Source organism: Algoriphagus sp. (assembly GCF_039969895.1).
In the GTDB taxonomy this organism is placed as follows: Bacteria; Bacteroidota; Bacteroidia; order Cytophagales; family Cyclobacteriaceae; genus Algoriphagus.
The window spans coordinates 454,219-467,210 of the sequence record NZ_JBDVMZ010000012.1 but is presented as its reverse complement, the minus strand read 5'-3'; the positions used below and the strand labels follow the sequence as shown (position 1 = coordinate 467,210).

Sequence of the window (12,992 nt, the reverse complement as noted above, 5' to 3'; positions counted from 1 at the left end):
AAAATCGCGCAGCTGCAACCTGCTCCGGCGTTTTTTGGACTTCTGGACTAGCTCATTCCAAAATCTCATCAAACATCTTTGAAAGAGACATTTCTGTGTTAGCAGCCTTCAGCTTGGCTTTAGCTACAATTTCTATTTTTACGGTGAGAGTAATTGTCGTTTTCAAAAGTAACACGGGTTTGTTATAAATATGCTTGTATTTTATAAAATCTTTCTAAGAATTCATTTTCTGCAAACCAAAACCTATTCAATCTTTTCCACCCATTTCCCTGCATAAACTTTAACCAAATGTTCATCTATTCGCTCTGCAATAAAAACAGGATCGATCTTATTTCGGGTCATAATATAAACGGTACTGCCATTAATTTTTCTGTATTTTTTGCTCTTCGCTTCAAAGACATACCTTATTATTGTCAAACCATTTTTTTATCTCTAGTTCATCTGGACTCAACTCCTTCTCGATGGAGATTGGAATCTGTTCTTCTTCACTCACACAGGAATTGAAAAATAAAAATGAAAACAGCAGGAAAAGAAACGATAATCTGGATCTATTCAAAAAATTGCAGTTGGGGGGGGGCATAATGCCTTTCATAAAATTTGATTAGTTGAATGTCTAAAAACTTTTGAAGTTTAGGTTTTTCAAATTAATAAAGCAAAATTTTTTGGGAATTTCTGAAAACATATTCGGAACTCAATTAAACCAAACTCCCCTATCTTTACCCCGTGACTGCAGCCGAAAAACATGCCCAAATCATCAAATCCACTGCCAAGCAGCTGGGTTTTGATTTTTGTGGCATAGCGAAAGCTGGCTTTCTGGAGGATGAAGCGCCTAGATTGGAAGACTGGCTGAACCGAAATTACAACGGACAGATGGGCTATCTCGCCAATCACTTCGACAAGAGACTCGATCCTACCAAATTAGTAGAAGGCGCTAAAACAGTGATTTCCTTGATCTACAATTACTATCCAGAAAAGAAACTGTCCGAGTCTTCAGAATCGATCAAACTAGCCAAATACGCTTATGGAGAAGATTATCATTTGGTCATTCGGGACAAACTCAATGAATTTCTAGAAATCCTTCGCGAAGAAATCGGCGAAATCGATGGCCGTGGCTTTGTAGATTCCGCACCAGTCATGGAGCGGCAATGGGCGCAGAAAGCTGGCTTAGGATGGCTAGGCAAAAACAGTTTGTTATTAAACCGGGAGATGGGTAGCTTTTATTTTCTATCCGAACTGATAATTGATCTGGAAGTCGCCCCGGATACGCCGATGGCAAAGGATTACTGCGGTACATGCACAGCCTGCATCGATGCCTGTCCCACAGACGCGATTGTGGATAACGGTGTGATAGACGGTTCCAGATGCATTTCTTACCTGACGATTGAGCTGAAGGATGCCATTCCGACTGAGTTCAAAGGCAAGATGGAAAACTGGGCTTTTGGATGCGATATCTGCCAGGATGTGTGTCCTTGGAATAGATTTGCCAAGCCTCATCAAGAAGAAAAATTCAGCCCGCACCCAGAGTTGGTAGAATTTAGCAATCGGGACTGGCAGGAAATCACAGAGGAAACTTTCCGACAGATTTTTAAAAAATCAGCAGTAAAGCGCACCAAACTTGCAGGGTTAAAAAGAAATATCGATTTTCTTGATTCGAAATAACCTCATCGAAATCCTTATGAGCCCTCAAACTCCCAATCTTAAAGCAGTACAAAAACTTTTTAAACCAAAAAGGAAGAAGAAAAAGCAAACTCATAAGGTAGGATTGCCTCCAGGAGCATTAGTTTTTACAGGAGACAAGAAGTTAGAAAAAGTGATAATCAACCTAATCACATTTGATGAAGTTGATTTTTATGAAGAAACTGTTTTGCTAGAAAATCTGGAGGGATATCTAAAGCGGAAGAAAAAAGTACTTTGGATAGACATTATTGGTTTGCATGACGTAGAGTTGTTCGAAAAAATCGGGTTACTCTTTGGCATACACAAGCTAACCATGGAGGATATTCTGAATGTAGATCAGCGTCCTAAAATGGAAGCTTTTGAGGACTATCTTTTTGCGACGCTGAAGATGATCCAATGCCCTACACCGGAATCTCCCATAGACGATGAGCAAATCAGTTTTGTACTCAAAGATGGAATATTAATCACCTTTCAAGAGAAAAAAGGAGATGTTTTTGAGTTTGTACGCACTCGCCTGACAGATCCTAAGCGAGCTATAAGACAGCGAAAAGCAGATTACCTGTTGTATGCCTTGTTGGATGCTGTTATTGACAATTACTTCATTGTGATGGAAAATGTAGGCGAGCGTATAGAAAATCTAGAATCACAGGCTATGACCGCGCCGGGAAATGAGACGCTCACCTTACTTTATGCCCAAAGACGCGAAATGATGGATCTTCGTAGAACTGTCTATCCTTTGCGTGAAGTCATCGGCTCTTTCGACAAATACGCAGACGACAAAATCAGTCCAGAGACCAGGCCGTTTATTCGGGATCTTTACGAAAACACCATTCAAGTCATAGAGACTATGGAAGTGTTCCGTGACATGTCATCTGGTGTGCTAGATCTTTACATGAATAGCCTGTCCAACCGCATGAATAACATCATGAAGGTGCTTACCATCATCTCCACGATCTTTATACCGCTAAGTTTTGTAGCCGGAGTCTATGGGATGAATTTTGACAATATGCCTGAGTTGCACTGGAAATACGGCTATTTCGTAGTCATGGGAGGCATGACGGCCGCGGTGATTGGAATGCTGATTTTCTTTAGGAAGAAAAACTGGTTGTAGTCTATTGAAGCTTTAGGATAACTTTCTTATCCCCGTTTTTAAGCAGAAGTTCACCAGCATTGACTTGATAGTAACGCACAGACTTAAGTACTTCCAAGAATTTATTCTCGAAAGGTGAATCTTGACAAGCCATTCTAGTGGCCCCGATCTCACCGAACCTTAAAGAGTTCTTTTTCTCAATTTCGTACGAGCCAAAAATTCTATTGCAGCCACCGTTTCCTGACATCATTTTTTCACTTGAATCAAAAATGAGATGCGCATCTTCTCGAGATCCGGCTGTTTGTACTGGGACATTTAATATTTCTACCACTGTCCATTGCTTGCCATCCCAGTTGGTATCAGGGTAGGTTTTAGAACTACAGGCAGCAAAAGTCAAGAGTACAAAGGCAATTAATATATTTTTCATAGTTGGATTATTTGAATAGTATTAGGCTGAAATCATGCCAAAACCTACCTACTACCTTTTAGAAGGCTTTTAGACTGATATCCAGGCTTTTCACAGAATGCGTCAGTGCACCCATAGAAATATAATCCACCCCACAGTCGGCAACATCCACCAAGGTTTCCTCCGTGATTCCACCGGAAGCTTCGGTCTTGTATCGATCCCCAATCAAGCTAACGGCTTCTCGCATGGTAGCGTAATCCATATTGTCCAGCATAATCTGATCTACTCCGCCCACCGTTAATACTTCCTTCACCTCATCGAGATTCCGTGTTTCAATCTCTATTTTTAGGTCAAGATTATTTGCTTCCAAGTAGGCTTTACAGCTAGTGATGGCTTGGCGTATTCCTCCTGCAAAATCCACGTGATTATCTTTCAGCATCACCATATCATAGAGTGCATAGCGATGATTTACGCCTCCACCGATCAGCACGGCCCATTTTTCCATAAGTCGAAAATTAGGAGTGGTCTTGCGCGTATCCATCAGTCGAGCTTTGGTATGAAGAATTTTTTCAGTCAGGCGATGGGTCAAAGTAGCTATGCCAGACATACGCTGCATACAATTCAACACCAACCGCTCCGAAGAAAGGATGGAAATCGATGATCCTCTTACGATCAATCCCACGTCTCCAAATTTCACGTGATCACCATCATTTATCAGCAATTCTACTTCCAGATCTGGATCAAACGTCTTGAAAATCTTCTCTGCCATCTCTACCCCTGCGAGTATCCCATCACCTTTGATCAGTAGTTTGGCTTGGCCGGTTTTATTCTCTGGGATGGAAGAAAGAGAAGAATAATCACCTGGCCCGATATCCTCGGCAAACGCTGAAGCTATAAAAGTGGATATGGCTTCCTCAGATAGATAAGTTGGTTTCATGCCCAAAAATAGGCAATCGGAGCTCCCGCACGGGCGCACAGACCCAAATTTCTTTCAAGTAAAAAGTATTCCGATTGAGTTGCAGAAGAATACCTGTATATGCCCCATCCGCAAATTCTATCTTTAAGGAAAAAACATTGATCTGATTTACACTTACTTCTTTCCTTAGGCAGCTAACTAAACCCTTACCCTTTCACAAACTCCAAGCTATAAATCTTAAAGTCAGCCCCATGCTGTGACACCTTAATGAAAACTTTGAAAAGACCCTGTGCACTCTGATAATCACCGATGTAGGAACTCAAACTCGGGTTATTTTCACTACGAAAAACTAAAGTAAATCCCATAGAAGGATTCTTTTTGAAAAAATCTTTAAGCACTAGTTCTGCTTGATTTTTGGAATAATCTCCCTGCTGACCGTTTACATTTAAGGAAATACTGGAATCGAAATATTTGGCTAGATCAGCACTAGAGCCGTTATCTATGGCCGAAATAACCGTGTCGATGGAATCGGCGTCAGCTATTCCCACAAGGGGAGATTGGACAAACAAGAAAAATGAAACAATTAAACTTAATAATGAGGTCATTGCCCATCTTAGGCAAATACTAAGCCAAAAAAGGAAACATGAACAGCATTAGTGAGTTTACCAATTGCAGCCAATGAAGTTTGGTCTAATCGGGATTTCGGGGCAACTTTGCCTTGAAATGTAATATATTTGCGGTATGGATAAGAAAGTACTTTTAATGATTTTGGACGGCTGGGGAATCGCCACCAACCCGTCGGTTTCTGCAATAGACAAAGCAAAAACGCCTTTTATCGATAGCCTTTACGCCAACTATCCACATGCTAAGCTAGAAGCTTCAGGCCTAGCCGTGGGCTTGCCAGAAGGGCAAATGGGCAATTCCGAAGTAGGTCACATGAACATCGGAGCGGGAAGAGTAGTCTATCAGGATTTGGTGAAAATCAATTTAGCAGTAGAAAATAAAGAACTGAATACACACCCAGTGTTGGTGGAAGCTTTTGCGAAAGCCAAAGCCGCAAATAAAAAAGCTCATTTCATGGGCTTGCTTTCTGATGGAGGGGTACATGCGCATATCGAACATTTAAAGGGATTGTGCGATGCCGCCAAATTCAATGGGATGGAGAATGTATTTATACATGCATTCACAGACGGCAGAGATACCGATCCCAAAGGTGGAATTGGGTACTTAGAAGATCTTCAGCAGCACTTGAATCACTCCACAGGTAAGATCGCCTCTGTGGTCGGGAGATATTATGCCATGGATAGAGACAATCGCTGGGAGCGAGTGAAGCTTGCCTACGATGCGATGGTCAAAGGAGAAGGTGAAAAATCCAAAGACATCCTAGCCTCTATGCGCAAGTCCTACGAAAATAATGTCACTGACGAATTTATCAGACCGATTATCCATGCTGGAGCTGATAATAAGCCGTTGGCAAAGATAGAAGACGGGGACTTGGTGATCTGCTTCAACTTCCGAACGGATCGAGGTAGAGAAATCTCCCAAGCGCTTACCCAGCGCGATTTTGAAGATTTCAGCATGAAAAAACTGAATGTAGATTACGTCACCTTCACTAATTACGACGCTACCTTCAAAGGTGTAGAAGTCCTTTTTGAAAAAGACAACCTGAATAATACCTTGGGGGAAGTTCTGGAACGTGCTGGTAAAAAGCAGATAAGAATCGCCGAAACAGAGAAATATCCGCACGTGACCTTCTTTTTTTCCGGAGGAAGAGAAAAAGAATTTGTAGGTGAAAGCAGATTACTCTGCCCTTCTCCGAAGGTAGCCACCTATGATCTGAAGCCGGAGATGAGCGCCTTTGAAATCGCTTCCAAAATCAACGGCGAATTGAAAAAGAAAAGTGCTGACTTCATTTGTCTCAACTTTGCCAATGCAGATATGGTCGGCCATACGGGAGATTTTGATGCCGCTGTGAGAGCTTGTGAGGCCGTCAATGCCTGTGCAGAGAGCGTTGTTTCCACCGCATTGGCTCACGACTACACCATCATCGTCATCGCCGATCACGGAAATAGTGACATGATGATCAACGAGGACGGAACTCCAAATACTGCTCATACCACCAATTTGGTACCATGCATCATGGTGGATAAAAACGACAGGCTCACCATCTCAGACGGTAAGCTGGGGGATTTGGCTCCAACTATCCTCCAGCTGATGGGCGTAGAAAAACCAAAAGATATGACTGGAAATATTCTTTTGGTGTAATGAAGTCTATTACACCTTTAGGGAAATTCTTACTCGTAGTTTTTGGGCTTTTTTCCTGTGTGGCGGAATCTACCAAAACACCTGAGACCCTACCTTATTTTGATCTAAAAGGATTTATAGAGGAAACTATCCAAAAAGCGGACGGGAAGACTGTGTCCAAAACTTCCCATATCCAAGGGGAAGCCAAGGAGGTGGAAGTCACCTATTCTATCGAAAACTGGGAAGAAGAACTTTCCATATTCAAGGATGCTGATATCAATACCAGTGCGATGCTGCAATCCTATCAAACTACCTCATCCGATGACAAGCTAGTGCATGAACTACTTCCTGATGCTAAAGCAAAAGTAAAGTATATCCAGGTGACTTATGAGGGAGAAGATGTAAGTAGTGTCTCTATCATGATCGCTGATGATAATATGTTCTACTCCTCTACTACATTAGCAGAGATTTATATCAACAATTCCACTCATCTCATCGACCATTACACTATAGAGAGCACTCAGAAGATCTGGTTCTTGGATGAAAACAACATGAAAATCCAAGGAAGTATCGTTCCTTAAGAACTTGATCGAGAAGAAAAATATAAAGGCAAGAATTGAAGTTGAACTTCAATTCTTGCCTTTTTTTATGTGTCAATCGCAACTAACAAAGAACTTTATCAGAATACCAGCCTAAGGTTATGCTGTATTGTGAGCAAATGACTTACTAGTAGATCAAGCGTATAGTATAAGTTGGTAAAACTGCTTTCAACAACTATCAATTAGTAGCAAAACCAACTGCTTATTTGTCAAACATTGGCGGGCGCTTAGTTTGCCAGTCAGAGTTTTGCTGGATAAGGTTGCCTAGCATTACCAGCTTTTCTTCCTCAAAAAGATTGGCCAGGAGCGTAATCGAGGTAGGACTGCCAGAATCGTTGAACCCGTTTGGAAGGCAGAGTGCCGGGTGACCTGTGAGATTCGTAATCTGCAGCTGAGGCCCACCAAAACTAGGCGTTACGATCACATCATAATCCTTCATGATGACATGCATCTCCTCAATCAAAATACTGCGTTGGCGTGCTGCCTGTATATATTCCACCGCAGGAATGAATCGTGCCGCTCGGAACGAATTTGGCCAGGCATTCCTGTGCTGAGCGACCAACTGATCATCCCATCCCAGTCGCGTCAGCTCATCGAATGCTGCCGCACCCTCCACCATCAGCATGATGCCTATAGAGTTGGGATTGACGGAGGTTTTCAACTCCACAGGATGAAGTTCGAAACCTTGATTTCTCAACAGCTCCAAGACCTTCGCATCATTTTTTGCGCCAGCGCCATCCTCACCAAATAATGACTTGAAATACCCGACTTTCAGCTTTTTGACATCCTTTTTCGCAGAATAATTAAAAGCCGCAGCAATGGTACTCTTGTCCATAGGATCCGGTCCATTCAAAACAGAAAGTACGATGCCATTGTCTAATGAAGACCGGGAAATGGGCCCGATTTTATCCATAGACCAGCTCAAGGCCATCGCCCCGGTCTTGCTCACTCGTCCGTAAGTGGGACGTAAACCTGTCACGCCATTTCGGGTGGAGGGAGAAACGATAGAGCCTAAGGTCTCGGTTCCGATTGCAAAGGGCACTAATCCAGCACTCACCGCTGAAGCTGATCCTGCTGAAGATCCACTAGCGCCTTGTTTCAGATTCCAAGGGTTTTTGGTCACTCCTCCATACCAGACATCCCCCATAGCCAAAGCTCCCAGGGTAAATTTCCCAACCAAAACTGCCCCAGCATCATTGAGCTTATTCACCACAGTGGCAGTCATGTCTATCTCCTGATCTTTATAGGGCATGGCTCCCCAGGTAGTTTTGGTGCCCTTCACTGCCAGAAGATCCTTGATGCCATAGGGAATGCCGTGAAGCGGACCGCGATATTTTCCTTGCGCAATCTCCTCATCCATCGCTTTTGCCGTGGCCAAAGCCGAATCTTCCATGAGCGTGATAAGAGCCTGAAGTGTGTCTGAGTAGTTTTTGATCCGATTCAGGTAGATTTTTGTCAATCGCTCAGAACTGAGTTTCTTCGATTTGATCAAAACTGCCAGCTGATGCACTGGCATATAGGCTATATCGGACTCCTTTGCAGGTAAATCCACCTGCGTTGCCAACCCCCAATCCAGTTTCTCCTGAACCTGATCTGAAGTATAGCCAATCGGGAGAGGATTAAATACCATAGCCGGGGCTACAGAATTGTCGAGTTGAACATCACGTAATCCTTCGTACTTTCTACGCTGAGAGGTGAGTGTGCCGATCATGCTGTCTTTTTCGGCAGGGGTAAAAGTAAGCCCTATCAACTCAGCCGCTCCTTCTATAGACACTGGGGTGATTTCTCCATATTTTTTGCCAAATGAAAAACCCAATCCTAAACAGGCAGCCGCGCCTATCAGGATAAAAACTCGTGATTGAACTCTGATTTTTGATTCCATTGAATAGTTTTGTATAAATGTCAATAGGATTCTCCGCTGGAAAATCTGCTACCCAAGATAAGTAACCTTATGGATCAAAATCCTCCTTTCCCCGTATTTCCAATGCATTTTCGTGGAATTCTCCTCCTGGCAGGCATGTACACCATCGCTTGGTCAGCAATTTATAGGATGATGGGAGAGGCCATGTTGACCTGGCTGGCTAGCGGAAATGAGGTTAATGCTGAACTCAATTTGGGTTATTATGGGGCGTTTGGAATAGTGATAGGTTTACTAATCTTTTTCAGTTCATTTTATCCTATCAGCTGGGTATATCTTATTATCGCAGGTATAGCGGGGAAAATAATCCTAGCCATCTGGTTTACCCTAGGGTTTTTACCGGATTTAGGGTGGAACAAGCGAACAGCTTTTGAATTGATATTCAACGAGATACTCTGGATTTTTCCATTGATTTTGGTTTTTTTAAGGGGTCTTCAGGTAAAAAAATTCCTGATCGGAGAAGGAGAAAAACCTGCTTGAATCTTTGGCAGACTATCGAAGTCATAGTCTAGCAAGACTCAGCAAGTGACTTAAGTGAAGTTGGCCATACTAATTTTATGATAACCACTTTGTAACCATAAAATGCCCAAAAGCAAAAGAGGATTTGACACACTATAGAATTAAGATCGCTTCGGTCGCCGATCCGCGGACTTTTGTCCGGATGACAAAGGGAATTTTGGGGACAGGCAAGATTGCGGATAATCAAATTTTTTAACACCTATACCCATAAAAAAGTAAGAGGCTGACAATGAAAATGTCAGCCCCTTAAATTTGGTTGATTGATGGTTAATTTTGATTAGGTGACTAGCAACAAAATTAAAAGAATAATGATAATTGCCCCGACAGAGATATATACTCCGTTGCCCATGCGCTTAGACTCTTCTTTCATGTCTTTAAGTTCAGCACGAACATCCTTGATCTCTTCTTTGCTCATTTCAGAGAAGTCCATTGCTTTGATTTCTTCGACTCTCAACTCAATCTCAGTCATCCGTTCCTTTTGAGCTTCTGTTAGCTCAGTTTCTCCTTTCTTATTTTTCGGATCATTGACCGGCTCAGCCATCAACAGCTGTGTGGAGAAAAATACGGCTAAAATTGCGAATACTTTTTTCATCGTTAGGTTAGTTATGGTGTGGCTAGGCAAGGCATCAATTTTACCGCCAAAGACTGTCCTGTAGCAAAGGATATCCTGATAACATGAGTCAGCCCTGATAGAAAATTAGTAACTTACCCCACTGAAAAAGCCCTGAATTTTTAACCCTAAAAACAAACAAATGTCCCAAGAACAGCCCTGTAAGCTCTTTTTACTTGATGCTATGGCACTTATCTACAGAGCCCATTTTGCCTTCAGCAAAAACCCTAGGATCAACTCCAAGGGATTGAATACCGGCATCATGCTCGGATTCACCAATACCCTTCTTGAGATTATAGATAAGGAAAAACCTACCCACATCGGGGTGGCATTTGATACACATGCCCCAACTTTCCGCCATGAACAGTTTGAAGCATACAAAGCCAATCGCCAAGAACAGCCTGAAGATATCGCTGTGGGTATTCCTTGGGTAAAAGAAATAGTGAGGGCCTTCAATATTCCAATCTTAGAACTGGATGGCTATGAGGCAGACGATGTGATCGGGACTTTAGCTAAGCAGGCGGAAAAGGAGAATTTTACGGTCTATATGATGACCCCTGACAAAGATTATGGGCAGCTCGTGGACGATCATATTTTCTTATATAAGCCTGCATTCATGGGCAATGGAGTAGATATCATGGGGCCAAAAGAGATTTGTGCTAAGTGGGATATTGAGCGCGTGGATCAGGTACGTGATATGCTCGGACTAATGGGAGATGCCGTGGATAACATCCCGGGAATTCCTGGAATCGGTCAAAAAACAGCCGTCAAACTCCTCAAGACCTACGGAACGGTGGAAGAACTGGTAAAAAACTCAGCTGACCTAAAAGGCAAGCAAAAGGAAAATGTAGAAAATTTTGCAGCACAGGGAATTCTATCTAAAGAACTCGCTACCATCAAATGCGATGTGCCCATAGAGTATGTAAAGGAAGACCTGAAATATGAGGGAATCGACGAGGAGAAAGTACGGGCGATTTTCACAGAATTGGAATTCCGAACGCTCGCTTCCAGAGTTTTCAAGGGCACAGATAAAAAGGCAGCCATTCAGAAAAATGATCAGTTAGGACTGTTTGGCGAAGCTCAGGCTCCAACGGCCTCTTTTTCCCCAGAAATAGAATTCGAAGAAGAATCAGTAACTGTCACAGAGCAGAAAGCCCCAGATACCATCCATAGCAATATCCAGAACTACCATAAAGTCAAAGGCGAAGCCGAGATTCTTGAGCTTGTCGAGTTTTTGGAGATTCAAAAAGAGCTTTGCTTTGACACGGAGACTACTTCTGTTAATCCAATGGAAGCAGAGTTGGTGGGAATTTCCTTCGCCTATGTGACCGGTGAGGCATATTATATTCCATGTCCGGAAAGCCGCGAGGAGACACTGAAAATTTTGGCACTTTTAAAGCCAGTTTTCGAAAATGAAGCGATCCTGAAAATAGGCCAGAATATTAAATACGACATTTTAGTATTGAAAAATTACGATATCGAGGTAAAGGGCGTTCTCTACGATACCATGCTTGCTCATTACCTGATTGATGCGGATGGAAAGCACTCTATGGACTGGCTCGCGAAGCAATACCTGAATTACGATCCTGTTTCTATCACAGATTTGATTGGGAAAAAAGGCAAAAATCAGGGAAATATGCGGGATGTGGATGAGGATGAAGTAACTGCGTACGCCTCTGAAGATGCCGATATCACGCTCAGATTAAAAGCTGAATTTGATCCTTTGCTGAAGGAGAACAGCCTCGAAAAACTCTTTGACGAGGTAGAAAATCCGCTGATCAATGTACTCGCAGACATGGAGTTTGAAGGGGTGAGAATAGACATGGAAAGCCTAGCTGAGATGTCTCTTTTGCTGGAAAAAGAAAGTAAAGAGATCGAGAACAAAGTCTATGAAATGGCTGGCGTTCGCTTTAACCTGGCATCGCCAAAGCAATTGGGCGAAGTACTTTTCGATAAATTGAAGCTGGATCCAAAAGCCAAGAAGACCAAAACCGGGCAGTATGCTACCGGAGAAGAAGTCCTGAGCAAACTTGCTCATGATCATGAGATCATTCAAAACATTCTGGATTTCCGCCAGATGGTAAAGCTAAAGTCAACGTATGTGGATGCACTTCCTACGATGATCAATTCCAAAACTGGACGCGTTCACACGACATATAATCAGTTTGTAGCGGCGACAGGAAGACTTTCTTCTATCAACCCAAATCTTCAGAATATTCCAATCAGGACTGAACGAGGGCGTGAAATCCGCAAAGCTTTTGTCCCAAGAGATGAAAATCACATTTTGCTCGCAGCTGATTATTCCCAGATTGAATTGCGCATCATGGCAGCTTTCTCGGGAGATGAATCTATGATCGAAGCATTTAAAACTGGTCGTGATATTCACGCAACTACAGCAGCGAAGATTTTCCAAGTGCCGCTGGAAGAAGTGACTTCTGATATGCGTAGGAAAGCCAAGACGGCCAATTTTGGGATTATTTACGGCATTTCTGCTTTCGGACTTTCTCAGAGATTATCCATTCCTAGAGGTGAAGCCAAGGAGATTATTGATTCCTATTTCAAGGAATTCCCAGCCGTGAAAGAATACATGGATGGCGCCATAGAAAAAGCCCGGGCAAATGAATATGTGGAAACCATCCTTGGTCGACGTAGATACCTCAGAGATATCAATAGCCGAAATGCTACCATGCGTGGCTTTGCGGAGCGAAATGCAATCAATGCACCCATTCAAGGTTCGGCAGCCGATCTGATCAAAGTGGCCATGATCGATGTGCATCAATGGATGAAAAAAGAAAAACTAAAGTCCAAAATGATCCTTCAGGTTCATGATGAGTTGGTCTTCGATGCCCACAAAGACGAAGTGGAAATCCTAAAAGCCAACGTGCCTAGCTTGATGTCCAATGCCATCAAAATGGCTGTTCCTGTGGAGGTAGAGGTGGGAACGGGTACGGATTGGTTGCAGGCGCACTAGTGAGTCTCTAGCATTTAGATACAAGTATCAAGTTCTTCCTTA

Annotated in this window: 11 protein-coding genes; 6 read left to right on the top strand and 5 right to left on the bottom strand. The window is 42.8% G+C overall.

What is annotated here, in order from left to right; all coding sequences use genetic code 11:
• Positions 1–723: 723 nt before the first annotated feature.
• Complete coding sequence (gene queG, locus ABJH64_RS08180) at positions 724–1,659, top strand: tRNA epoxyqueuosine(34) reductase QueG (RefSeq protein WP_348275499.1); 936 nt, start codon at positions 724–726, stop codon at positions 1,657–1,659.
• A gap of 16 nt (positions 1,660–1,675) precedes the next feature.
• Positions 1,676–2,788, top strand: coding sequence for a magnesium/cobalt transporter CorA (gene corA, locus ABJH64_RS08175; protein ID WP_348275500.1), 1,113 nt, complete (start codon positions 1,676–1,678; stop codon positions 2,786–2,788).
• 1 nt (position 2,789) lies between these two features.
• Here the strand turns inward: corA and ABJH64_RS08170 are convergent, their stop codons facing one another.
• The 3 genes from ABJH64_RS08170 to ABJH64_RS08160 all read right to left on the bottom strand — a co-directional run bounded on the left by ABJH64_RS08170 (position 2,790) and on the right by ABJH64_RS08160 (position 4,694).
• Positions 2,790–3,194 carry an META domain-containing protein gene (locus ABJH64_RS08170; RefSeq protein WP_348275501.1) on the bottom strand — a complete coding sequence of 135 codons (405 nt, stop codon included), beginning with the start codon at positions 3,192–3,194 and terminating at the stop codon, positions 2,790–2,792.
• Between the two features lie 58 nt (positions 3,195–3,252).
• Positions 3,253–4,110: a carboxylating nicotinate-nucleotide diphosphorylase gene (gene nadC, locus ABJH64_RS08165; protein WP_348275502.1), complete on the bottom strand. Its 858-nt coding sequence runs from the start codon at positions 4,108–4,110 to the stop codon at positions 3,253–3,255.
• Positions 4,111–4,295: 185 nt separating this feature from the next.
• On the bottom strand, positions 4,296–4,694 hold the full coding sequence (locus tag ABJH64_RS08160) for a DUF4783 domain-containing protein (protein ID WP_348275503.1): 399 nt from the start codon (positions 4,692–4,694) through the stop codon (positions 4,296–4,298).
• A 136-nt stretch (positions 4,695–4,830) separates the two neighbouring features.
• On the opposite strand from ABJH64_RS08160, the gene gpmI reads away from it, so the two are divergent.
• Together gpmI and ABJH64_RS08150 are read left to right on the top strand one after the other, a co-directional pair.
• Positions 4,831–6,354 (top strand): 2,3-bisphosphoglycerate-independent phosphoglycerate mutase, encoded by a 1,524-nt coding sequence (gene gpmI / locus ABJH64_RS08155; RefSeq protein WP_348275504.1) that lies wholly within the window; start codon positions 4,831–4,833, stop codon positions 6,352–6,354.
• On the top strand, positions 6,354–6,914 hold the full coding sequence (locus tag ABJH64_RS08150) for a hypothetical protein (protein WP_348275505.1): 561 nt from the start codon (positions 6,354–6,356) through the stop codon (positions 6,912–6,914). The genes gpmI and ABJH64_RS08150 overlap by 1 nt, the downstream gene beginning before the upstream one ends.
• A gap of 220 nt (positions 6,915–7,134) precedes the next feature.
• On the opposite strand, the gene ABJH64_RS08145 is transcribed toward ABJH64_RS08150, so the two are convergent.
• Positions 7,135–8,814 carry an amidase gene (locus ABJH64_RS08145; protein WP_348275506.1) on the bottom strand — a complete coding sequence of 560 codons (1,680 nt, stop codon included), beginning with the start codon at positions 8,812–8,814 and terminating at the stop codon, positions 7,135–7,137.
• Positions 8,815–8,883: 69 nt separating this feature from the next.
• Here ABJH64_RS08145 and ABJH64_RS08140 point away from each other — a divergent pair, with 69 nt between their 5' ends.
• Entirely contained in the window at positions 8,884–9,330 is a 447-nt protein-coding gene (locus ABJH64_RS08140; protein WP_348275507.1) for a hypothetical protein, read from the top strand.
• Positions 9,331–9,646: 316 nt separating this feature from the next.
• On the opposite strand, the gene ABJH64_RS08135 is transcribed toward ABJH64_RS08140, so the two are convergent.
• Complete coding sequence (locus ABJH64_RS08135; protein ID WP_348275508.1) at positions 9,647–9,961, bottom strand: hypothetical protein; 315 nt, start codon at positions 9,959–9,961, stop codon at positions 9,647–9,649.
• Between the two features lie 160 nt (positions 9,962–10,121).
• On the opposite strand from ABJH64_RS08135, the gene polA reads away from it, so the two are divergent.
• Positions 10,122–12,950, top strand: a complete 2,829-nt coding sequence (polA, locus tag ABJH64_RS08130) for a DNA polymerase I (protein ID WP_348299498.1) — start codon at positions 10,122–10,124, stop codon at positions 12,948–12,950.
• Positions 12,951–12,992 lie beyond the last annotated feature (42 nt).

Bases quoted from the DNA above. Each gene is read 5' to 3' on its own strand.
- corA (WP_348275500.1), top strand. From the start codon at position 1,676: ATGAGCCCTCAAACTCCCAATCTTAAAGCAGTACAAAAACTTTTTAAA.
- ABJH64_RS08170 (WP_348275501.1), bottom strand. From the start codon at position 3,194: ATGAAAAATATATTAATTGCCTTTGTACTCTTGACTTTTGCTGCCTGT.
- nadC (WP_348275502.1), bottom strand. From the start codon at position 4,110: ATGAAACCAACTTATCTATCTGAGGAAGCCATATCCACTTTTATAGCT.
- ABJH64_RS08160 (WP_348275503.1), bottom strand. From the start codon at position 4,694: ATGACCTCATTATTAAGTTTAATTGTTTCATTTTTCTTGTTTGTCCAA.
- gpmI (WP_348275504.1), top strand. From the start codon at position 4,831: ATGGATAAGAAAGTACTTTTAATGATTTTGGACGGCTGGGGAATCGCC.
- ABJH64_RS08150 (WP_348275505.1), top strand. From the start codon at position 6,354: ATGAAGTCTATTACACCTTTAGGGAAATTCTTACTCGTAGTTTTTGGG.
- ABJH64_RS08145 (WP_348275506.1), bottom strand. From the start codon at position 8,814: ATGGAATCAAAAATCAGAGTTCAATCACGAGTTTTTATCCTGATAGGC.
- ABJH64_RS08140 (WP_348275507.1), top strand. From the start codon at position 8,884: ATGGATCAAAATCCTCCTTTCCCCGTATTTCCAATGCATTTTCGTGGA.
- ABJH64_RS08135 (WP_348275508.1), bottom strand. From the start codon at position 9,961: ATGAAAAAAGTATTCGCAATTTTAGCCGTATTTTTCTCCACACAGCTG.
- polA (WP_348299498.1), top strand. From the start codon at position 10,122: ATGTCCCAAGAACAGCCCTGTAAGCTCTTTTTACTTGATGCTATGGCA.